The sequence below is a fragment of the Mycobacterium simiae genome (assembly GCF_010727605.1).
GTDB lineage: Bacteria > Actinomycetota > Actinomycetes > Mycobacteriales > Mycobacteriaceae > Mycobacterium > Mycobacterium simiae.
Window position 1 is genome coordinate 4,948,148 of record NZ_AP022568.1, and the last position, 21,034, is coordinate 4,969,181.

The following is a 21,034-nucleotide window of genomic DNA, read 5'->3' on the forward strand; positions in this document are numbered from 1 at the left end:
ACCTTCATCACAGACAACAGAAATCCCAGGGGCTAGAAGGGGTCAACGCGATGAGCACACTGCACAAGGTCAAGGCCTATTTCGGTATGGCCCCGATGGACGACTACGAGGATGAGTACTACGACGATCGCGCGCCGTCACGCGGATTCCCCCGTCCTCGCTTCGACGACGGATACGGCCGTTATGACGGCCGCGACTACGACGACCCGCGCGCCGACACCGGCGAATACGCGCCGGCCGGTTACCGCGGCGGCTACCCCGTCGAGCGGATGGAGGAACCGCGCTACGGCGCCGTGCACCCGCGCGAGTTCGACCGCGGCCCGGAGATGAGTCGGCCACGCCTGGGCTCGTGGCTGCGTGGATCCACCCGCGGCGCCCTGGCCATGGACCCGCGCCGGATGGCGATGATGTTCGAAGAGGGCCACCCGCTGTCGAAAATCACCACGCTGCGGCCCAAGGACTACAGCGAGGCCCGCACCATCGGCGAGCGCTTCCGCGACGGCACCCCGGTGATCATGGACCTGGTGTCGATGGACAACGCCGATGCGAAACGGCTGGTCGACTTCGCGGCGGGACTGGCCTTCGCCCTGCGCGGTTCGTTCGACAAGGTCGCCACCAAAGTGTTCCTGCTGTCCCCGGCCGACGTCGACGTCACCCCCGAAGAGCGCCGACGGATCGCCGAAACCGGCTTCTACGCTTACCAATAGACGCATCTGATCCCGCCAGTCCGGCGGGGTCAGTCGTTGGGGAGCTGGTCGGCTACCCAGTGCGCTGCTGGTGCGGCGCAGGTGAGATGTCCGCCCAGACCCGAGTCGGTACGCTTGCCATTGCTGCGCTATCGCGCGGCGGTTGACATCTCATCGTTAAGGTCGGGCTCTCGTTGGTGCTGTTCTTTCAGATCCTTGGGTTTGCGCTGTTCATCTTTTGGTTGCTGCTCATCGCTCGGGTGGTCGTCGAGTTCATCCGCTCGTTCAGCCGGGACTGGCATCCCACCGGCCTCACTGTGGTGATCCTGGAGATCATCATGTCGATCACCGATCCGCCGGTGAAGTTGCTGCGCCGGCTCATCCCTCAGCTCACCATCGGAGCGGTCCGCTTCGACCTGTCGATCATGGTGCTCTTGCTGGTTGCGTTTATCGGCATGCAGCTCGCCTTCGGCGCCGCGGCCTGAGCCGCCCGGGCGGCCGTCCCGAGCCGTGCCGAGGCCCCGAGCGACGGTTCGGCCACGATTAGGCTTCGGTTTGATGGGCGCGATTTGCAAATTCTAAGGATTGAGATTTTATGTCTCTTAGTGTTTGAAATTGGCTCTTATTTATTGGCCTAATCGGCGACCGCCGGGTCTCGTGTGACAGGATGGGCGGCAGTTGCACAACCGCTGCCACTCCGTTCTACACTTCCGGGAACGTTTGACAGGAACTTGAGGGGACGAACAAATGCCGCTTACACCAGCCGACGTCCACAATGTGGCGTTCAGTAAGCCGCCTATTGGCAAGCGTGGTTACAACGAGGACGAGGTCGACGCGTTCCTGGACCTGGTGGAGAACGAGCTGACGCGGCTGATCGAAGAAAACTCTGATCTGCGGCAACGGGTCGAGGAGCTGGACCGCGAACTGGCCGCCGCTGGCGGTGCCAGCCCCGCTGCTCACCCCGCTCCCGCAGCCCCTGTCTTCGAGCCCGAGCCCGAGCCGGAACCCGTCAAGGCGGCACCCGCGGCGGCCGCCCCGAGCGGAACCAACGAGGAGCAGGCCCTCAAGGCCGCCCGCGTGTTGAGCCTGGCCCAGGACACCGCCGACCGGCTGACCAGCAGCGCCCAGGCCGAGTCCGAGAAACTGTTGTCGGACGCGCGGGCCAACGCCGACCAAATTCTCACCGAGGCCCGTCAGACGGCCGAGACCACCGTCACGGAGGCGCGGCAGCGCGCCGACGCCATGCTCGCCGATGCCCAGACCCGTTCCGAGACGCAATTGCGTCAGGCCCAGGAGAAGGCCGACGCGCTGCAGGCCGACGCGGAGCGCAAGCACTCCGAGATCATGGGCACCATCAACCAGCAGCGCACGGTGCTGGAGGGGCGTCTCGAGCAGCTCCGCACCTTCGAACGCGAATACCGCACCCGCCTCAAGACCTACCTGGAGTCCCAGCTCGAGGAGCTCGGCCAGCGCGGATCGGCGGCGCCCGTCGACTCCAGCGCGGATGCCGGTGGGTTTGACCAATTCAATCGGGGTAATAACTAGCCGGGACCCGATCCAAGTCGTGCCGGACGCCGTGTCCGGCATGCCGCGTGCACTGGGACCTGGCGGTCCCGCCCTTCGGCTAGAGGATGACCAATGCTGATCATTGCGCTGGTACTGGCCCTGATCGGGCTCGTTGCGCTCGTGTTTGCGGTCGTCACCAGTAACGAGCTGGTGGCCTGGGTATGCATCGGCGCCAGCGTCCTGGGTGTGGTGCTACTGATCGTCGACGCGCTGCGGGAACGGCAGCTCCGCGGCGCTGGTGATGGCGACGAGGCCGACGACGACCAGGCGGCAGCCGACGAAGCGGTCGACTACCCGGAAGAGACCCCAGACCCGGATTCCGACACTGCCGTCGACACCGTCGAGGGGTCGAACGACCAGACCGTTGCGGCCGAAACCCGAGGCGACGACTCCGCTAAGTAGCCTCAGCGGGTCGGCATACTCAGCAGTTCGCGCACCTCGCGATCGCTGACCTGGTGAAAGTCGTCGTAAACCTGCCCCACGGCCTCGAATGCCGGCGGGGTGACCGTGCACACGACATCGTCGGCCGCCGCGGCCAGCTCACGGCAGACCGACAGCGGCCCCACGGGCACGGCGACAACAATCGATTCCGGCTCACCGGACCGGATGGCCCGCACCGCGGCCAGCATGCTGGCGCCGGTGGCGATGCCGTCGTCGACCAACATCACGATCTTGCCCCCCGGGTCGGCGACGGGGCGCTCACCGCGATAGGCGTGTTCGCGGCGGGCCAGCTCGGCCGCCTCGCTGTCGATGACCTCGCGCACCTGCTCGTCGGTGACGCGCAGACTGGACACCACATTGTCGTTCATCACCACGCCGCCGCCGCTGGCCAGCGCGCCCATCGCCAGCTCCGACCAGCGCGGCACCCCGAGCTTGCGGACCAGAAACACATCCAGCTCCGCGTGCAGCGCCATGGCGATCTCCCACGCCACGGGAACGCCGCCGCGCGCCAATCCCAGCACCAGCAGGTTGTCTTTGTCCCGGTAGACGTTGAGTTGCTGCGCTAGCGCGCGACCGGCGTCGTGGCGATCTACAAACCGTCGCGCGGTTTGCTGGGTGGTGCGGCGTGTAAAGCCGTTCCCTGGATTCATCGGTACGGCCGAGTTTACGCTCCCGTGGCCGAGTGGTCGAATCGCTTGCGCACCAATGGAATTGGCTAGCTGAACGTGGGCAACCACTGCCGCACGCATATTTACCGCGCCGATGGGCCAGCTAGCTGTTGCGGGTCATGTCCGGTTTCGTGGGAAACACGGCGCATTCGCCATGGGTGAGCAGCTCCGGGCCGGTGCAGACTGTATACAGTTCGTGCCTAGGGCACACGGGTATGGCGATCGGATCGGAGAAGGTGTGAGCAAAGCATGAAGTTGCAGCACTATATCGGGGGGTTGGAGGGTCTGCCCGAGCCGTTGAACCTGGAGAAGCGAGTCTTCGTCGAGGACTGGGAGAAACGCATCTTCGGCATCCACGTCGCGATGATGGCGCTCTCGAAGCATCTCGGCTCGGCGCTGCCACGATATCCAATTGCCGAAGTGCCGACGACGTTTGGCGACAAATGGACATGGGCTGATCTGCGCACCAGCGCGGAGGCGATGGACCCGTTTGACTACTTCAAATTCCGCTACTACGAGAAGTGGCTTGGCGGGATCACCCAGTTCCTCGTGGACAAGGGTTACCTGACCGCCGACGAATTAGCCGCGCGCGTGGGCACTTTGCCCTCGGGACAACAATCCGAGGCCTGCGCAGCCGCCGAGGCCATCGATGCTCAGGTGCTCGCGTATCTGCGGATGGGGGATAGCCCGCGACGCGACATCGCCCACCCGAAGTTCGCCGTCGGTGACGCGGTGCGGATCGCCGACGTGCCGGCCGGCGCGCATACCCGATTGCCCGGATTCCTCCGGGGCCGCGTCGGCACGGTGACACGCATCTTCGAGGGCGACTACGCGTATTTCGAAGACACCGAAGATGGGATCGGCGCGCCGATGCCCAACTACCTTGTTGCGTTCACCCCCACCGAACTATGGGGATGCGGCGCGGAGGACGGGCGCGAGACCGTCTACGCCGAACTGTTCGAGGCTTACCTGAAAGGGCTGGAATGACAGGGCAATTCGCCTTTCCAGGCGACCGCGAGGAAAGCAGCGCCGCGAAAGTGCAGGCGCTGGAATCGCTGCTCATCGAGAAGGGAGTGATCACCAGCCAGACCGTCGATAAGGTGCTGGCCTACTTCGAATCGGAGATGACGCCGCTCAACGGCAAGAAGATTGTCGTGAAGGCATGGACGGATCCCGAATTCGCTGCCCGGCTGGTGGCAGACACACCGTCTGCGATCGCCGAGCTCGACCTGCCCGACGGTATGGCCGGCGCCGAGGGCGAGCACCTGCGCGCTGTGGCGAATACCCCAGGGGTTCACCACCTGGTGATCTGTACGCTGTGCTCGTGCTTCCCGTGGCCGGTACTCGGGTTGCCGCCGTATTGGTACAAGGACCCGGTGTTTCGCGCACGCGCTGCGCGCGAGCCGCGAAAAGTGCTTGCCGAGATCGGTCTCGAGTTAGCAGACGACGTCGAGATCAAGGTATTGGACAGCAGCGGCCACTCACGGTGGTTTGTCATCCCCGAACGCCCCACCGGTACAGAGGATTTCACCGACCAGATGCTGATGGACCTGGTCACCACCGAGTCCATGATGGGCGTCGCTTTGGCGGGTGGGGCGCATGAAACTGCATGACACCTGCACAACCGATCAGGCCGCCCCACAGTTCGATCACCCTTGGCAGCGTCGGGCATTCGGCCTGGCATTGGCGTTGGCGGAATTCGGTCACTACCCGTGGAGCGATTTCCAGCAGCGTCTGATCGCCTCCATCGCCGACTGGGAAAGCACGGCCGATGATCGGCGCGGCGACTGGCACTACTACGACCACTGGGTTGCGGCGCTGGAAAAGATCGTGGCCGACCGCGAATTGCTCACCGCGACGCTGGTCTTGGACGACGGAGACCACGCGGCATCTACCGCACACCGAAATGGGAACGACAATGACGCTGCTGCCCGTTGAACCCGTCGTCCGCTCGATTCCCGTCACCTTGTCCGGGGCGGCATGGCTGAGCGTGACGACGGTGCTGGCTCTGCTCGCGCTGTATGTCGTCGGGTTCGCGCACGGCGCGGTGTCGATGTTCGGCTGGAACCTGTACGTCCATGAATTCACCCACGATGCAAGGCATCTACTCGGCTACCCGTGCCATTGAGCGGCTCTAGCCCAGTGAAATCACTGCTTTCCTGGTGTTGCGAGCTTCAACCAGGATGCCGATCCTGGCCTATGGACGAGTCGGTTGGTCGGGCACGGAAAGTGTTCTGCCGCACCTGAATTCTTGGCGGCCTGCCGCCCAGCTATTAGGTACGTCGGTATCCGGCGATGTGTCCCAGGGCCATGTTGAGGGCGAGTTCAAGAGGACGGGCGCTGCGCGTGGCCTGCCCCATGAGCAGTCCGCCCTGCAGAGCGCTCATCATCGTTAGGGCGAGATCGTCCAGGTCAGCATCGGCGTCGAGTTCGCCGTTTTCGCGCATGGCTGCGAAGCCGTTGGATAGATAGGACTGCCATTCGGCAAAGGACCGCGCGAGCTGTTGGCGCGCCGATTCGGATCGGTCGGCCAGCTCGCTCACAAGCGAGCCGAGCGGACAGCCGCCGATTCCTTGCGTCTCGCGGACCATGGCCACGAGATGATCACACCACCGCTGCAGCCCCTCCCAAGAGGAAAGTTCGCGCAACAACGGCTCCTGCGCGGCGATGACACGGCCGAACTGGGTCTTGATCACCTCGCCGATAAGCGCGTCCTTGTTATCGAAATAGTGATACAGCTGGGATCTGCTGGTGCCGGTGGCCGTCATGACGGCGTCCAGGCTCGTCCCGGCCACTCCATGCTCCTGGACGAGTGCGGCCGCTCCAGCCACGATGCGGGCTTTGGTTGCCGCGCCGCGAACCGTCAGCCGCGCGGTGGGACGACCCGGACTTGACGCCACAGCCGCACCCTATCCGGATTGGAATTGTCAGTCCAGTTTCGTCGCAGCATGATGGCCGAGTCGCAGCGCGATGGCCGCCGGCTCAATGAATCACGGGGTAGGACGCCCATGCTGCGCTTCAACGGTGGTCATCAGCTATTTCGGATCACGACTTTTCGATGCATTACCCCATTGAGAAGGGAACCACGATGAATCCCGAATCATTCATGCCCACAATCGTGCTCGTGCATGGGGCCTTCGAAGACGGATCGATATGGAATGGAGTGCTTGAGCGGCTGCAGCGTGGCGGTTACCCGGTCATTGCCTTTGCCAACCCGCTGCAGGGAGTGGCAGTCGATGCCGCCTACCTGCGTAGCGTGCTGGACAGGATCGCGGGTCCCGTGCTTTTGGCTGCCCACTCCTACGGCGGAGCCGTTATCACCCAGGCCGGCGCGGACGATCCCAAGGTCAAGGGCCTCGTCTACGCGGCGGCAGTGATGCCCGCGGCGGGCGAAGCTGCAAGCCAGCTGCTCAGCCGGTTCCCCGGCAGCTCCTTCCTGACATCCGTTGACGAGATCCCCTTCACCCTGCCCGACGGAACCCGCACCACGTATCTGCTCTACCAGGACGATAAGTTCCACGACCAGGTCGCCGCCGACGTTCCCGCGACCACGGCGGCCCTGATGGTCGCCACCCAGCGCCCGATGAACGTGGCAGCCCTGAACGAATCCGTGATGTCCGCTGCTTGGACGACCAAGCCGAGCTGGCAAATCAGGACCCTGCAGGATCTCGCTCTTCCGGTGCAGGAGCAGAGATTCGAAGCCGCTCGCGCCCGCTCCCGCATCACCGAGGTGAATTCTTCGCACGCCGTCACCGTCTCCAACCCGGACGTCGTGGCCGACGTGATCGAACAAGCCGCCCGGACGTGGTTCAGCGGGTAGCGGATGTGTTGAGTTCGCGCGTGTCGGCCAGGTCGTCGCCGACGCGCTCGTCCTTGAAGGGATCAGCAACTGAGTTCTGCCGCAGCATATCTGAGATCTGTCGGCGCTACGTGGCCGTGCGCTGACGGGGTCGACGGCGACGCCAACGGCCGCTCGGTATCGACAATCGACAATGTGCCGCCCTGGGAGATCTGCCGAGAAGACGGTCGCGTCGACCGCAACTCAGGGAATCCATCTCATTCTGCACGAAATGCCCTGTGGGCAAGGCCAACTCACTGGACTCCAACCGAATCATGCTGACGGTGTTGGTCGGTTCCCTAGGTGGGCATGGCAGGCGTGAGTAAGCGCGTATTGCCAGCCACCATCGTCACCGCGCCACGCCTGTCGAATTGGAATTGTCAGTCCAGTTTTGTCGCAGCATGATGACCGAGTAGTCACCCAACGACCGTGGAAGGACGCCGTGTCACGACTCAACTATGGCCAACAGTTCCCCGCTCTCGACGTTCCCGCCGTCGGTGGCGGCACGATCGCTCTGCCCGGTGACCTTGCCGGCTCGTACGGCGTCATTTTGATCTATCGCGGGTCCTGGTGCCCATACTGCAATGCACAGCTCGCCGGGTTCTCGCGTGCGCTCGACACTCTGAGCGAACTCAGCGTGAAGGTTGTCGCCTTGTCTGTCGATGACGAGGACACCTCCGCCGAGCTCGTCGCCAAGCGGAGACTGCGCTTTCCCGTCGGCCACAGCGCCGACGCCGACAAGATAGCCGCGGCGATCGGCGCGTATGTCAACGACGATCCGCACTATCTGCAATCGACCGGCTTCATCCTGGCACCTGATGGCACGGTGCGTCTCGCCGTGTACTCGAGCGGGGCCATCGGTCGGCTGGTCGCCGACGACGTGGTCGGTTTCATCCGGTATCTGACCGAGCACCCGGAAGCACGGTGAACAGCACTGCACCCTGGTGCGGCTCGGACCGGAGGCGATGCTGCCCGGCGCGGGCTGACAGGACGGATTCGGCCGAGCAGCCCGCGACATCCGGATGAGGATCAGCTATTGACCGGGGGACCGGATAGCAGCCCCGGTCCGCGTTTACGACCAACGGTATCTCCCGTGCCTGGGTCGCGGCCAGGTAATCCGTTGGACCCGAACACATCTCGACACGGAGGTAACTGATTCCATGTCTGTCCAGCAGCGTGCGCAGTATGAAACCCTATTCCGGCCGGCCGCCGTCGGTGGTGTTGAGCTGGCCAACCGTATTGCCCTGGCCCCGATGACCCGGGTCAGCGCGACCGCCGAAGGTGTTCCCACCGAACGGATCGGCGCCTATTACCGGGTCTTTGCAAACGGCGGGTTCGCTCTGTTGATCACCGAAGGCCTGTATATCGATGACCAGACCAGCCAGGGCTATTTGTTCCAGCCGGGCATCGCGAATCCCGCTCAAGCCGCGGCGTGGAAGCCAGTTGTCGAGGGCGTCCACGCCGCTGGGGCGAAGTTCTTCGCCCAACTGATGCACGCCGGCAGCCAGTCACAAGGCAACCCGCAGACCACCGCCACGTGGGGCCCGTCAGCAGTGCGTCCCAAAGGCGAACAGTTGGCTATGTACCGCGGGTCAGGCGCGTTCCGGATACCCCGAGCGATGACCGCAGAACAGATCGGCCAGGTCCGGGCCGCGTTCGTCAACGCGGCCCGGTTGGCACGCGACGCTGGCTTCGACGGTGTTGAGATCCATGGCGCCAACGGCTATTTGCTCGACGCATTCCTCACCGACTACATGAATGCGCGCACCGACGACTACGGGGGCAGCGTCGCCAACCGAATTCGCTTAGCCACTGAGGTCTGCGGTGACGTCGTAGCCGCTGTCGGGGCGGACATCGCGGTGGGTATCCGCATTTCCCAGGCCAAGGTTTCGGACAATCATCATCGGTGGGCCGGCGGCGAAGAGGACGCGGCCGCTATCTTCACCGCACTGGCCGACACCGGTATCGACTACATCCACACCACCGAATACCGGGCCCTGGCACCAGCTTTCGATCACACGGTTAGGTCGCTGGCACAGCTTGCCAAACGGTACAGCGGGCTACCGATCATCGCCAACGGCCACCTCGATGACCCTCGCGATGCCGCTACGATCATCGACTCCGGTGCCGCCGATGTCGTCGCCCTAGCCAAAGCCGCGCTAGCCAACCGGGACTGGCCACGCCGCGTGCGTATGGGTCATCCTCTGTCACCTGACGTGCCCGCCGATCTGTTCGGTCCGATCGCGACCGTCAAAGACTGGGAAGTCACCGACGTGCCGAACATAGCAGGGCTGGAAGGCGGTGAGTATAAAACCGTTGACACAACATAAGATTGGCTCCCGCCGAAACGGCAATGTCGCCGAGCTTAATAGCCATTTGGCTCGAAAGAATCGAAGGAGTGCGTCTGTGCGAGACGATATTGTTCCGGGCGCGGTGCTCCCGGATTACGAGCTGACCGACCACGCCAAAGTCAGGCGACGACTGAGTGAACTCCAAGGAATCGACCCCATGGTCCTGTTGCTGTCGCGTGGACACTTCTGCCCGAAGGACCATCAGCAGCACCTCGAGCTGGCCGCGAACTACTCCAAGATCGAGGTTGGGTACACCGCGATCGTCACGATTTCGACCGACAACATCGTGGAAACCGCAGAATTTCGCGCATCCGTTGGGGCACAATGGACTTTCCTTTCTGACGCCGGCCGAAAGGTGCAGAAAGACCTGCAGATCCAGGAGTACACGGATCCGTATCACGATCCGATGGTTCCGCACACATTCGTGCTAAAGCCCGGCTTGGTGATCCATAGCGTCTACAACGGCTACTGGTTTTGGGGCCGGCCGTCTTTTGAGGACCTGCGCCGTGATCTTCGGGAGGTGACGCGGGAAATTCGCCCTGATTGGGATCCTTTAGCGCCGGGCCTGCGCGAGGCCTGGGACGCCGGGGATCGGTCAAGGCACTACCCATATTCCCCGTCGGCTACTGGCGGCGTGTGAGCCGTGGTATGTCGCAACGCAATGGCGTGTGATCCGCATCCACCGAAGGCCCCCAATGAGGCAGTCAGTCAAATGATTCGCCTGGCGGGCAACCACGAGCGCAGGAGTCGTCATGAGCACCTTCCCGGCTGATTTGAAGTACACCGAGGAGCATGAATGGGTGCAACGCACCGGCGATGACACCGTCCGCATTGGGATCACCGACTACGCCCAGTCCGCGCTCGGCGACGTGGTGTTCGTCCAGCTACCCGATGTCGGTTCCGAAGTGACGGCGGGTGAGTCCTTCGGCGAGGTGGAGTCCACAAAGTCGGTGTCGGACCTTTTCTCGCCTATCACCGCGACAGTTGTTGCGATCAATGGTGACTTGAGGGAGAACCCACGCCTAGTCAACTCGGATCCGTACGGAGCGGGCTGGCTGCTCGAACTGCAGGCCGACGCGGAGCCGCTGGACGCGCGGCTCGGTGAACTGTTGGACGCGGATGCCTACCGTGCTCACGTCGCGGATTGACCAATCGTGGGGGTACCCCTGCTGGGGTCTTGTCGCGAATGATTAAGTGCGAGAGAATGACTAAACTTTCCAGGCTCCCAGCCTGTCCAGTTGGTCGTGATTGAGCGATGTGACGGCGAGGACGAACCCTTCGAGCACACTGATAGTGATTGCTACCGTTGTGGACAACCCCATGGCGGCGAGAGGTTTGCAAGGTGTACTGATACACATATCACGTACGGCGCCAACGGCGGCGCGCCCGGACAACACTCGACCAGTCCTGATAGCCGAGCCGTCGGGCGATCTTTGACTGGGAGGCCATGCCGTCTCGCAGGAGATTCTCCGCAACTCTACGGCGCACCTCATCCAGCAGTATCCGGTAGGTGGTGCCCTCCCGCTCAAGGTACCTGCGCAGCGTTCGCGGCGCGTAATGCAGGCGGGCAGCCACATCCTCGAGGGTGAGGTCGAGAGATGACTGATCAAGCAGATGCGTGCGCACTTGGGCGGCCACGCCGGTGTGATGGAGCCGCTCTGTGCGGATACGTTCGCATTCGGTGACCATGAGTTGGGCGGTGTGCGTGTTTGCCATTGGTGGTACGTAGTCGAGATAGTCGGCATCGTAAACGATTTCGTTGCTGCCACCTCCCAGGTTCACCGCAACCCCGAAGTGGTCCCGGTAGACAGCCGCGCACCCAGACTCATCGGCGAACCGGATCTCGCGTAGTGGAACCTTGTCGATGTTGGGGAAGGTATCGCGCTGGACCTGTATGACGGCGGCGAGATCACGCTCGACGACGAAGCGCTGGATCGCGTCCGGCACATCGGCAGCATCGAAGGCAAGGATGAAGTGATGGTCGGCGTCGATGCGGGCCGTCATCGTCGAGAATGCAAACGACAAGATCGAGTAGTGCAGGGCCCTTAGCACCGTGTCGTGAACGGTGGCGGAGGCGGCGAGCAGATAGCCCAGGTAGCCGTACGCGGTCAAGTGATAGCGTGCGCCCAATTCCACACCTAGGCCGGGGTAGTCGCTACAGGCTGCGACCAGGTTGCGGATGACCACGATCTCCTGACTCGCCTCAACGAGTGTGTCGACATCGGTCAACGACGCCACGTCGAGGTGCGATCCACGCAACAGCGCCTCGGCCGAAATTCCGTGCTCGGCTGCCCATTCGCACATGATCGCGACTGAGACCGCGGTTCGCGGGTGGTCCCACGGATCCGTAATGGCCGCGATGACCCGGTTGGTCGACTGCAGAACAGGCGGGGATTGCAAAGGTGCTTGATCTGCATGGGCACCGGCGCCGGAGGTCATGCCCGCAAGTTTCTCCCGACTCGGCTCTAAATGCGCGTCAACGACTTCAGAGCGGGCCGAGATGGCCGCAAATGTTGAGTTCTGGCCTGGCCTGTCCTGTCGAAAACACCCGGCTGGGCCCTACCGTCCATACGGTGACGTGCGCCTCGCAACCATTTCTGACCGACAAGAAGGGTGATCTATGAAGGTGAAGGCTGCGGTCGCCGAACGGGCGGGCGCTCCGTGGACGATCTGCGAGGTCGAGCTTGGAGATCCAGTCGCTGGTGAGGTTCAAGTCCGACTAACCGCGTCCGGTTTGTGCCATTCCGATGCGCACGTCATCGCGGGCAACACTCCTGTGCCATTCATGCCGGTTCTCGGTGGCCATGAGGGTGCGGGTGTCGTCACGACGGTCGGTCCAGGCGTGACCGGCCTGGAAGCGGGCGATCATGTCGTACTCGCGTTCATCCCCGCCTGCGGCGTCTGCGCATCGTGCGCCGGCGGTCTGCAGAACCTGTGTGACGAAGGCGCCGGCCTGCTGACAGGACATGCCATTGCGGACAAGGCGTTTCGCGTCACCAGGGACGGCCAGCCGGTCATTCAAATGTGTCTGCTCGGCACGTTTGCCCCCTACGTCACGGTGAGTCAGGCGTCGGTCGTCAAGATCGAGCAGGATGTTCCACTCGAGGTCGCGGCACTTCTCGGGTGCGGTGTGTCCACCGGCTGGGGCTCGGCGACCGAGATCGGCGACACTCGGCCAGGTGACACCGTCATCGTCATGGGCATCGGCGGCGTCGGCATTAACGCCGTGCAGGGTGCAAAGTTCGCGGGCGCCAGGTTTGTCATCGCGATCGATCCAGTCGATTTCAAGCGCAAGAAGGCGTTGGAGTTCGGGGCCACCCATACTTTTGGCTCCTTCGAGGATGCCGCGGCCGAACTCCCAGATCTGACCCGGGGCAAGATGGCCCAGGTCTCGATCATCACCGTCGGCGAGATCAGGGGTGAACACATCCAGCAGGCGCTAAGCCTGACCTCTAAGGGCGGGCAGGTGATCGTCACGGGCACAGGCGATGTGACCCAGTCGACCGTCGATCTCAACCTGTTCGAGCTCACCCTGCTACAGAAGCGCGTCCAGGGCGCAATCTTCGGCGGTGTCGGCCCCCGCACTCAGATTCCCAAACTGCTCGATCTTTACCGGGTCGGGAGCCTCAAACTCGACGAGCTTGTCACGACCCGGTACCGGCTCGAGAACATCAACCAGGGGTTCCAGGACATGTTCGACGGTAAAAATCTACGTGGGCTTGTGATGTATTCCAGCGGGGACTACTGAGCTGAAAACCACAGCGAGAGAACCAGGTTCACCCAATCAAAGACTGATCTGTGCGGAGCCACGCCGCGAGGAGTGCAACGTGAATCATTGAAATATGTTGTTTTCGAGTGCATTCTGCTGATACTCATACGTAACCAATCCACTTCATATTCGTTAACGTCTTGCAACGAGCGCATTTTCGAATCCGTGGACGATGAGCGATTCGCCTAAGGGGGACGGGTAAAGCGGTTGAACTTGGTCGGTGGCTGCATGCATTGAAAGTGTGCTAGTTGTGCGGCCGGGAAGCGACGGCAATTGCTTACGGCGAGGCCGTATTCATTAGCGATGCACCGCTACGGTGCCGAACGTCATACGCCAGTGTTTGGCCGGGTCGATTCGACCAAGCGCTGGGCGTGTTGCAGCCCAAACCCGTTGCAGAACAGGCGGTTAAAAGAGGCCGGGGCGATGACGGCCCCACGTCGATAAGGAGATCCTGATGGCTGACGTGATCAACGTGCGCCGCAGTCGTTTTGCGTTACCAATAATTTGCCTGGCCCAGCTCATGGCCACCCTGGACGTGACAATCGTCAACCTCGCGCTGCCCGCGATCCAGCATAACCTGAACTTGTCGAATGCCGGACTGGCATGGGTAATTGACGCGTACACGCTCGGTTATGCGGGATTGCTGCTGGTCGGAGGGCGCACTGGCGATTTGATTGGTTATCGGCGCACGCTCGCGATGGGCATCTCGATTTTCACAGCGTCTTCCTTGCTTGGCGGCATGGCGCAGAGTCCGACCGTGTTGCTCGCAGCGCGCGCCGGTCAGGGAATCGGCGCCGCGATGGCGACGCCAACGACCCTAGCGCTGATTTCGACGTTGTTCCCGGCCGGGCCGTCCAAAAGCCGAGCGATGGTGGCTTATGGTGCCATGGCGGGATTAGGCATCACTCTCGGCTTGGTGCTCGGTGGGGTGCTGACGCAAATCGGCAATTGGCACTGGGTATTCCTCGTTAACGTCCCAATCGGACTGGGGCTGCTCGTAGTTGCGCCCAAAGTACTGCCGGAGTCGCGGGGCGTACGGAGACGAATCGACTTCGCTGGCGCCGCGGTCGGGACAGCTGCAATCACTTCGCTGGTCTATGGGGTGATTCGTGCCGGCACGAACGGCTGGGGCGACCGGATCTCGATCACAGCGCTGGTCGTCGCGGCGACGCTGATGGTTACGTTCGCGCGCGTCGAGAAGGCTGCACCCGAACCGATGTTGCCTCCACAGCTGTTACGGAACCGGACTCGGCTGAGTGCCTACATCATCGCAGGTTTGCTTTTCGCGTGTTTGTACCCGGCGTTCTTTTTCCTCAGCCGCACCGTCCAGGACGTGATGGGAGAGGGCCCCATTCAATGCGGAGTGCGGTTCTTGCCGCTGGGCGCGGGAGTACTCATTTTTGCAGTGATTGCGAGGCGCTTGCTCGTGACGATGGGACCGACACCTCTAGTGATCGCTGGTACGGTCGCCACCGGCGTTGCGACCGTTGCTCTCGTGTTTCTCAAGCCCGAAACGCCATATGTTTACCTGTTCCTTCCCGGCGTCATTGGGCTGGGCGCTGGTGTTGGCACGACCTTTGTGGCGAACACCGTCATGGCGATGAATGACGTCGCCGAGCAAGACGCGGGTATTGGATCTGGACTGCTCAGCACATTTCAGGCCGTCGGTGGAACGATCGGAGTCGCCGCGTTGGCTTCGATTGCAGCGACCCGGACCCGTAACGCACTTCACGCTGGCGTCTCGCAACACGACGCGCTGATGGAGGGCTTCACTCGCGGTCTGGCGATCGCCGCAACACTCGCGTTGCTTGCCGTGTTGGTAGCGCTCATTCCGCAACCCGATATGCGAAATCAGAAACGAACGGCGGTGTTATGACGATGCTGAAACCCGAGCACGATCTGTTCTACAACTTCCCGCTCTGCGGCGAGAACCATTGCCCCGGTGAGCTATTGCGAGCGCGAAACGTCGAGATCGAGACCGCAACACCGTGCTCGGCTTCCCAAGTGGTCTATGTCTCCACGGGAGCGCGCGGACAGCGAATCGCTGTGTCTGGGACGTTGCTTCGGCCGACCGTTGGCTGGCGGGGCCCGGGTCCGCGTCCAATTATCAGCTACGGAATGGGCGTGCATGGACTCAGTAGAAACGTTGCACCGAGCTACCTGATGCGGTTGGGCAGGGAGATCGAGGTGCCACTCCTTGATCAGGCTCTCGCCCGGGGCTGGAACGTTGCCGTCACCGACGGTGATGGACTAGGCATGCCCGGGCCGCATACCTACGGCGCCGGTCGTCCCGGCGGACACGCGATGTTGGATATCGTGCGGGCCGCAGCCCACAGCGACCTGATGCGCGATGATGCGTCTTTTCCAGTGGCGTTATGGGGCTATTCTGAGGGCGGTCGCTGTGCGGCGTGGGCTGCAGAGCTGCAGCCCACGTACGCACCAGAACTCGATCTGCGTGCGGTAGCTGCTGGGGGCGTCCCGGCTGACCTGTACAAAATGGCTCGCGCGATCGACGGCGGCCAATTTTCGGGACTCGGTCTAGCGGTCGTCGTCGGGCTCATGCATGCATACGACGATCCTGCACTTGGCCGGGTTCTCAACGCACGCGGACGCGCCGCGGCCGAAAGTGCCGCAAGAATGGATGTGACGAAGCTGATCAGGGAGCACCCAGAAGAAATACGACGGCATACCGTGCGTGACGAGCCGTGGGATGAGCCAGTCTGGCGCTCGCTACTCGAGCAGGAACGCAATGGGCGTATTGGTCCTAAGGTGCCGGTATACCTGTATCACCTTGAAGATGACCAGCTTGTTCCGACGGAACAAGCACGGGCGCTACATGACAATTACGTCGCGCTGGGAGTCGACGTTACGTGGACAACCGTGCGCGCGGATAATCATCTCGCCGGCGCCTTTGAAGGCGCGCCGCACGCGCTTTGGTGGCTCAATCAGAGATTGGGCGTCCCCCGCTGGGCAGCTGCCGCCGAGAATTCGGCGCGGACCCCGCAGGGCTCGACCAATCCGGTGCGATCAGACCACGCTGGCGGCCATCTGGTCATTGAGTAATTTGATTCGGCACGTTGAGATTTCGAGCTCCGAAGGCTGGCGGCCCAGGCGCCGGCAACGGTTGACGAGTGTGGATTTGTCGGCCATATCGCGGTCGCCGCTTATGTCACGACAGTGTTCGGTGGGCCGCGCTAGCCTGGCTGGTGAGTGCGCGGGCTAGCTGGCGCCGTCCAGTAACATCGAGTTTGGTGAATACCTTGCGCAGGTGATACGCAACCGTATTGTGGCTGATACGAAGCTGCACGCCGATCTCGGCGTTGGTGGCGCCAGCAGCAGCTAGGGCCGCGATCTGGGCCTCGCGTGGGGTCAACACCGAATTTCTTTGCGCAGCTGGCTTTTTGCGCACATGTTCACCTGTGGCCTCGAGTTCCAGGCGAGCCCGCTCTGCGAAACCCTGCATACCGATGCCGCTCAGCATCTCATAGGCTCCGCCCAGTTGGGCACGGGCGTCGCGTCGCCGTCGTTGTCGACGTAGCCATTCTCCATATGCAAGCCTCGCACGGGCTGCCGCGGGGCGTAACTCCGTGCGGTCGAGCCTGTCGATGGCCTCGCGATATGATCGCTCGGCCGATTCCCCGAAGCAGACCAGCGCGTGGGCGTACGCGAAGGTTCCTATGGCCCAATCGCTTCCGGCGGCATGGGCGCTGTCTTTCAGCACCTCAAGGGCGTCCGCTGCTTCATGAGCTTGCCCACAATGTGTTGCCGCCTCGATCAGCTCGGGTAAAAACAGGTTCGCCCACAGCTCTTGCGGGTGCCCGTTGCCTCGTCGAGCCGAGACGAGTGCTTGCTGATATCGTCCGAGCCCGTTGCATAACAGCGCGGTCGCGAAATCGATTGAGGCCAACCCCATTCCTTCGCCTCTGGCGAGCGCGTAGTGCGTGCCAGCCCTAATCAAACGCTCGACCTCCGTGCGATCGCCTTGCCAGGCGGCAAGGGGAAGCGCCGCATAGGGAAACACCGTGGTTGCCGTCGCTGTGGCGATCGACTCGGCTTCAGTGATTAGCTGGCGAGCTGTCACGAAGTCGCCGCTCCATACCAACGCCGCGGCCAGCGAGTGAAGCGCGACTGGTAACGCACGCTGGTCAGATGATTCACGAGCCAGCATGACGTGCCGTGCGGGTAAGCGGCGCCATGCTTGATCGTCCCAAGCGATGATGGCGGCGTGGCATGCAAGCCACAGCCATCGCGTCCCATCGTCGAGGCGCGAGTCTGCACCACAGAGGCCGTCTACCGCTTTTCGGATGAGGCCGACGCCCGAGGGGGAGTCATCGATAATCAGGGTCGCCAGGCCATCCAATAAGTGATCCGTTGGGCGGGCTGGTTGTCGTGACGGGGGCGCACTCGCGGCGGCTCTGGCCACTTCCATTACGCGCCCTTCGGCAGCGAGCCGGCCAGCGAACAAAACTGCTGATAACGCCTCCAAATACAGTTCGCGAGCCAGTCGCGGATCACTCTGCGCGTGCTCCTTGGCCAGGGCTGTCAGTGCCGCTGCGGCGTCGCTGCCGCACCTGGATGTGAACATCATCTCGCCACGCAGCACATGAGCTAACGCACCGTTTGTACTTAGCACTGACGCATGGTTAGCGAGATCCATAGGTGGACCCCCTCAGCTGACGACGGCTAAACCACAATCCGCATCTCCCGGTGCACGGTCGTCCTGGTGCCGTCTGCGGGCGCGTGAGATCAATTTTGGCCCCAAACTCCGAAGGGCGCTCACCGGAGAGTTTAAACACCGTCTCGGACCGACTACCAGGTGTTGGGGATTCGAGATTCGGGCAGGTGACCGACAATCTAGCCAAGTCGATGGGATGCGCTCGAGAGGACACGTGTGCGGCACTCGAGGCATTTGACTGCGGGGGTCAGCGATTGGTGAGGCCGCCGATTAGAGGTCGGGCCTGCGAACTCAAAGCAATCCGAGCGCACGTTTCGGCGGCTATCCAAGGCAGCGGTGCGGTATTGATCGTTGAGGGGCCGCCAGGCATCGGCAAGAGTCGTCTGCTGGCTGAGGTCGTGGCGGTCGCAGAGCATGCCGGTGCGCGCGCCTTGCTAGGCGAGTCGTTCGAGTATCAACAGGCGGTGCCGTTTTTTTCGTTGTTCATGGCGACTTTGCGCGCGCATCCGCCCGTGGGTGACGCCGAGGCGTTGCGCCGTTTAGGTGATTCGGTCGATCTGCAGTACTGGGTCGTACACGATCTCGCCAACGCAATTTGCGCCGCGGCGTCCGAAACGCCCTTAGCGATTGTGTTGGAGGACATCCACTGGGCTGACGCCGGAACATTGCTGGCGTTGCGGTCACTGACAGTTCGTGTGGACGCTCGAGTGCTTTGGGTGTTGAGCGCACGGACCGGTTCCGGCGGGCCCGCCGTTCGCGAAACGTTGGATGTGTTGGAGCGACGTGGTGCGGTCTTTCTGCGGTTAAATGCGTTGTCGGCCAGTGCTGTTGCTGACATCGTGCTCGACATTGTGCGAGCCAAGGCCGATACCTCCCTGTTGAATCTGGCGGCCAAAGCTCATGGAAATCCTTTTTTAGTCAAGGAACTTCTCAGCGGACTCGACGAGGAAGGCCGGTTGGATGTGAGCCGCGGTCGAGCCACCGCCACCGGACGTGGGTTGCCCCGGCGGCTGGCCGTAGGTATGCAGTTGCGCCTGGACCTGCTCTCTCATGCTGCTGGCGAGGTGGTGCGGGTGGCCGCGGTACTTCCGGACCGATTTTCGGTTGGTTTGCTGGCGGCGATGCTGGAACGTCAGCCGGCCTCGCTGATGTCGGCCGTTGGCGAAGCGGTTCGTGCAGACTTGCTTGCCGAAGACGGCGCCAAGCTGAGGTTCCGTCATGACCTGCTGCGCGAGGCGGTCCGGCAAGTGCTGCCGAAGTCGCTGCGGCGGGCGATGGAACGCCAGTCGGCGCTGATGCTGTTAGAACTCGGTGCTGCTCCCGCAGAGGTCGCCACGCAGTTGGCGCGCAGCGCCGAGCCGGGCGATCAGGCGGCCATTGTCGCCCTGCGCAAAGCCGCCCGGTCGGTCGGAAACACTGATGCGAGCGCGGCAGCAGACTTGAGCAAACGCGCATTGGACCTGTTGTCGGCTGACGATGTCCAGCGCGGGCAATTGGTTGCCGAAACGGTGGTCTTGCTCAACCGGGCCGGCCGTCATGCGGACGCCCAGGCATTGGCCACGGTGGCGCTGTCGGAGGCGTCGTCGGCCGAAGAGGAAGCCGCGGTTCGGCTGCGTGTAGCGGGCGTTACCACGCACACCACACAGCGGCGTGTCGAGGAGAACCGCCGTGCGTTGCAGTTGTCGGGTCTCAGCGAGGTCACCCGGGCGCGGCATCTAGCCTGGCTGGCCTACCACTTGATGCACGACCAATCGGTGCCAGACTACGTCGCGGCCAACGAGGCTGCTGTGGCAGCCGCATCAACCGGCGATGTAGAAGCGCACACGATGGCCGAGGTCACGCTGGCCTGCCTGGACTGTGGGAATGGGTACGCGAGTCGGGCTATCGCTCGCCTTGAGTCGCTGTGCGCCCTTACCCGTATGGCTCCCGTGGCCTCAACGCATGACCGTGCCAGACACAACTACGCGAACATGCTGGCAGTCGTCGGCCGATTGGACGACGCGGCCGCGCAGGTGGCTGACAGCGTGCAACGGTGTCGGCGCCAAGGCAATGCAATGGCCCTCCACATCTTGTTCGTCGTGGACGGATCAATTCAGTTGGCGGCGGGCCGGTTGGCGGCCGCCCGCGGCGCCACAGAATCCCTGACGCTTCGGAATTCGACCGAGGCAACGGAAATCGACATGCTTCGGATGGTGGTTCTGGCCGAAGTGGCGCGACGCACCGGTGATCGAAAATTGCTGCACGAGATGGTCAAACAGGCCCGCGACGCACACCCGGCCGGCTCGGCTGCGGTACGTCGAGGGACGGCGCACGTGCTCGCGCTAGCTGCATGGCAGCGCGGCGATGTTCATGAGGCCATGCGCTGGATCAGCGGTATTAGCCTGTTTGAGGCACCGTTGTGGCCTCAAGCCTTGGACCTATTGGTTTTGAGCTCCCAAATTGCCTCTGCCGCTGGTGATGCCGGCTTGCGCGCGGCCGCCCTGCGGATCTGCGATGTGCTCGAGCGCGAACGGCCGGCCTTTCCACCGCTATTTGAAGCGGTCGCCGGCTACGTGCGCGGGATGATCGAGCGCGATGCGCGGGCGCTGACGACGGCGGCAGCTTCGCTGCAAACATTGTCGCGCCCAGTGCTTTACGCGAGCGCTGCGGAAGACGCGGCCGGCGAACTGGCACACATTGGGCGCAGCGTAGAGGCACTCGACCAATTCAACGCCGCGTTTGACACCTACACCGCCTGTGGAGCTACCGCTGATGCCCTCCGGGTAGGACGGCGGCTGCGCACACTCGGCGTGCAGCGCCGCATCGTCACCCATCCGCGGGCGAAAACCGGCTGGGAAAGTCTCACCGACTCCGAGCTCAAAGTGATCAATTTGATCGCGCAGGGGGCGACCAACAACTCCGTCGCGCAGCGGCTGCGCCTTTCCCCGCACACCGTAAAAGCGCATCTCCGCAAGGCGTTCGTCAAGCTCGAGATCAACTCCCGTGGCGAGCTGCGGCAGATGCTCGGCGGTGCTAGTCAGCTAGGCGCCTAGATCCGCCC

At 62.9% G+C, this 21,034-nt stretch carries 20 protein-coding genes and 1 pseudogene; 17 read left to right on the plus strand and 4 right to left on the minus strand.

What is annotated here, in order from left to right; translation table 11 throughout:
- Positions 1–50: 50 nt before the first annotated feature.
- The 4 genes from G6N33_RS23090 to G6N33_RS23105 all read left to right on the plus strand — a co-directional run bounded on the left by G6N33_RS23090 (position 51) and on the right by G6N33_RS23105 (position 2,654).
- Positions 51–707, plus strand: a complete 657-nt coding sequence (locus G6N33_RS23090; RefSeq protein WP_044506516.1) for a cell division protein SepF — start codon at positions 51–53, stop codon at positions 705–707.
- A gap of 173 nt (positions 708–880) precedes the next feature.
- Positions 881–1,171 carry a YggT family protein gene (locus G6N33_RS23095; protein WP_044506515.1) on the plus strand — a complete coding sequence of 97 codons (291 nt, stop codon included), beginning with the start codon at positions 881–883 and terminating at the stop codon, positions 1,169–1,171.
- A 262-nt stretch (positions 1,172–1,433) separates the two neighbouring features.
- Positions 1,434–2,231, plus strand: a complete 798-nt coding sequence (gene wag31 / locus G6N33_RS23100) for a DivIVA-like cell division protein Wag31 (RefSeq protein WP_044506513.1) — start codon at positions 1,434–1,436, stop codon at positions 2,229–2,231.
- A gap of 93 nt (positions 2,232–2,324) precedes the next feature.
- Complete coding sequence (locus G6N33_RS23105; RefSeq protein WP_044506512.1) at positions 2,325–2,654, plus strand: hypothetical protein; 330 nt, start codon at positions 2,325–2,327, stop codon at positions 2,652–2,654.
- A gap of 2 nt (positions 2,655–2,656) precedes the next feature.
- Here the strand turns inward: G6N33_RS23105 and G6N33_RS23110 are convergent.
- Positions 2,657–3,346, minus strand: a pseudogene (locus G6N33_RS23110) (phosphoribosyltransferase); the annotation flags it as partial.
- 264 nt (positions 3,347–3,610) lie between these two features.
- On the opposite strand from G6N33_RS23110, the gene nthB reads away from it, so the two are divergent.
- The 4 genes from nthB to G6N33_RS23130 are packed head-to-tail and all read left to right on the plus strand — an operon-like array spanning position 3,611 to position 5,489.
- Positions 3,611–4,348, plus strand: a complete 738-nt coding sequence (nthB, locus tag G6N33_RS23115) for a nitrile hydratase subunit beta (RefSeq protein ID WP_044506508.1) — start codon at positions 3,611–3,613, stop codon at positions 4,346–4,348.
- Positions 4,345–4,974 (plus strand): nitrile hydratase subunit alpha, encoded by a 630-nt coding sequence (nthA, locus tag G6N33_RS23120; protein ID WP_044506506.1) that lies wholly within the window; start codon positions 4,345–4,347, stop codon positions 4,972–4,974. The genes nthB and nthA overlap by 4 nt, the downstream gene beginning before the upstream one ends.
- Positions 4,961–5,299 (plus strand): nitrile hydratase accessory protein, encoded by a 339-nt coding sequence (locus G6N33_RS23125; protein WP_044506505.1) that lies wholly within the window; start codon positions 4,961–4,963, stop codon positions 5,297–5,299. Before nthA ends, G6N33_RS23125 begins: the two co-directional genes overlap by 14 nt.
- Positions 5,280–5,489 (plus strand): CbtB domain-containing protein, encoded by a 210-nt coding sequence (locus G6N33_RS23130; RefSeq protein ID WP_044506503.1) that lies wholly within the window; start codon positions 5,280–5,282, stop codon positions 5,487–5,489. The genes G6N33_RS23125 and G6N33_RS23130 overlap by 20 nt, the downstream gene beginning before the upstream one ends.
- A 145-nt stretch (positions 5,490–5,634) precedes the next feature.
- Here the strand turns inward: G6N33_RS23130 and G6N33_RS23135 are convergent, their stop codons facing one another.
- Entirely contained in the window at positions 5,635–6,261 is a 627-nt protein-coding gene (locus G6N33_RS23135; protein WP_044506502.1) for a TetR/AcrR family transcriptional regulator, read from the minus strand.
- A gap of 188 nt (positions 6,262–6,449) precedes the next feature.
- On the opposite strand from G6N33_RS23135, the gene G6N33_RS23140 reads away from it, so the two are divergent.
- The 5 genes from G6N33_RS23140 (at position 6,450) to gcvH (ending at position 10,698) form a co-directional block, all read left to right on the plus strand.
- The gene (locus G6N33_RS23140; protein ID WP_049918949.1) at positions 6,450–7,181 is read left to right on the plus strand and encodes an alpha/beta fold hydrolase; all 732 of its coding nucleotides are present in this window, start codon (positions 6,450–6,452) and stop codon (positions 7,179–7,181) included.
- A 460-nt stretch (positions 7,182–7,641) separates the two neighbouring features.
- A complete protein-coding gene (locus G6N33_RS23145; protein ID WP_044506498.1) occupies positions 7,642–8,127 on the plus strand; it encodes a peroxiredoxin family protein in 486 nt (161 codons plus the stop codon).
- Positions 8,128–8,359: 232 nt separating this feature from the next.
- Positions 8,360–9,529 (plus strand): oxidoreductase, encoded by a 1,170-nt coding sequence (locus tag G6N33_RS23150; RefSeq protein WP_044506497.1) that lies wholly within the window; start codon positions 8,360–8,362, stop codon positions 9,527–9,529.
- Between the two features lie 76 nt (positions 9,530–9,605).
- Entirely contained in the window at positions 9,606–10,190 is a 585-nt protein-coding gene (locus tag G6N33_RS23155; protein WP_044506495.1) for a redoxin domain-containing protein, read from the plus strand.
- 112 nt (positions 10,191–10,302) lie between these two features.
- The gene (gene gcvH / locus G6N33_RS23160) at positions 10,303–10,698 is read left to right on the plus strand and encodes a glycine cleavage system protein GcvH (RefSeq protein WP_044506494.1); all 396 of its coding nucleotides are present in this window, start codon (positions 10,303–10,305) and stop codon (positions 10,696–10,698) included.
- Between the two features lie 211 nt (positions 10,699–10,909).
- On the opposite strand, the gene G6N33_RS23165 is transcribed toward gcvH, so the two are convergent.
- Positions 10,910–11,788 (minus strand): AraC family transcriptional regulator ligand-binding domain-containing protein, encoded by an 879-nt coding sequence (locus G6N33_RS23165; protein WP_231382652.1) that lies wholly within the window; start codon positions 11,786–11,788, stop codon positions 10,910–10,912.
- Positions 11,789–12,170: 382 nt separating this feature from the next.
- On the opposite strand from G6N33_RS23165, the gene G6N33_RS23170 reads away from it, so the two are divergent.
- From G6N33_RS23170 to G6N33_RS23180, 3 genes are all read left to right on the plus strand, one after another.
- Positions 12,171–13,298, plus strand: a complete 1,128-nt coding sequence (locus tag G6N33_RS23170) for an NDMA-dependent alcohol dehydrogenase (RefSeq protein ID WP_044506491.1) — start codon at positions 12,171–12,173, stop codon at positions 13,296–13,298.
- Between the two features lie 475 nt (positions 13,299–13,773).
- Positions 13,774–15,195 carry an MFS transporter gene (locus G6N33_RS23175; protein ID WP_044506490.1) on the plus strand — a complete coding sequence of 474 codons (1,422 nt, stop codon included), beginning with the start codon at positions 13,774–13,776 and terminating at the stop codon, positions 15,193–15,195.
- Positions 15,192–16,382, plus strand: a complete 1,191-nt coding sequence (locus G6N33_RS23180) for a lipase family protein (protein ID WP_081661984.1) — start codon at positions 15,192–15,194, stop codon at positions 16,380–16,382. Before G6N33_RS23175 ends, G6N33_RS23180 begins: the two co-directional genes overlap by 4 nt.
- A 106-nt stretch (positions 16,383–16,488) precedes the next feature.
- Here the strand turns inward: G6N33_RS23180 and G6N33_RS23185 are convergent, their stop codons facing one another.
- Positions 16,489–17,922, minus strand: a complete 1,434-nt coding sequence (locus tag G6N33_RS23185; protein WP_049918947.1) for a helix-turn-helix transcriptional regulator — start codon at positions 17,920–17,922, stop codon at positions 16,489–16,491.
- A 263-nt stretch (positions 17,923–18,185) separates the two neighbouring features.
- Between G6N33_RS23185 and G6N33_RS23190 the strand changes: the two genes are divergently transcribed.
- Positions 18,186–21,026, plus strand: a complete 2,841-nt coding sequence (locus tag G6N33_RS23190) for a helix-turn-helix transcriptional regulator (RefSeq protein WP_044511941.1) — start codon at positions 18,186–18,188, stop codon at positions 21,024–21,026.
- Positions 21,027–21,034 lie beyond the last annotated feature (8 nt).

Coding starts and splice junctions, on each gene's coding strand:
- G6N33_RS23090 (WP_044506516.1), top strand. CDS start 51: ATGAGCACACTGCACAAGGTCAAGGCCTATTTCGGTATGGCCCCGATG.
- wag31 (WP_044506513.1), top strand. CDS start 1,434: ATGCCGCTTACACCAGCCGACGTCCACAATGTGGCGTTCAGTAAGCCG.
- G6N33_RS23105 (WP_044506512.1), top strand. CDS start 2,325: ATGCTGATCATTGCGCTGGTACTGGCCCTGATCGGGCTCGTTGCGCTC.
- nthB (WP_044506508.1), top strand. CDS start 3,611: ATGAAGTTGCAGCACTATATCGGGGGGTTGGAGGGTCTGCCCGAGCCG.
- nthA (WP_044506506.1), top strand. CDS start 4,345: ATGACAGGGCAATTCGCCTTTCCAGGCGACCGCGAGGAAAGCAGCGCC.
- G6N33_RS23125 (WP_044506505.1), top strand. CDS start 4,961: ATGAAACTGCATGACACCTGCACAACCGATCAGGCCGCCCCACAGTTC.
- G6N33_RS23130 (WP_044506503.1), top strand. CDS start 5,280: ATGACGCTGCTGCCCGTTGAACCCGTCGTCCGCTCGATTCCCGTCACC.
- G6N33_RS23140 (WP_049918949.1), top strand. CDS start 6,450: ATGAATCCCGAATCATTCATGCCCACAATCGTGCTCGTGCATGGGGCC.
- G6N33_RS23150 (WP_044506497.1), top strand. CDS start 8,360: ATGTCTGTCCAGCAGCGTGCGCAGTATGAAACCCTATTCCGGCCGGCC.
- gcvH (WP_044506494.1), top strand. CDS start 10,303: ATGAGCACCTTCCCGGCTGATTTGAAGTACACCGAGGAGCATGAATGG.
- G6N33_RS23170 (WP_044506491.1), top strand. CDS start 12,171: ATGAAGGTGAAGGCTGCGGTCGCCGAACGGGCGGGCGCTCCGTGGACG.
- G6N33_RS23175 (WP_044506490.1), top strand. CDS start 13,774: ATGGCTGACGTGATCAACGTGCGCCGCAGTCGTTTTGCGTTACCAATA.
- G6N33_RS23180 (WP_081661984.1), top strand. CDS start 15,192: ATGACGATGCTGAAACCCGAGCACGATCTGTTCTACAACTTCCCGCTC.
- G6N33_RS23190 (WP_044511941.1), top strand. CDS start 18,186: ATGGGATGCGCTCGAGAGGACACGTGTGCGGCACTCGAGGCATTTGAC.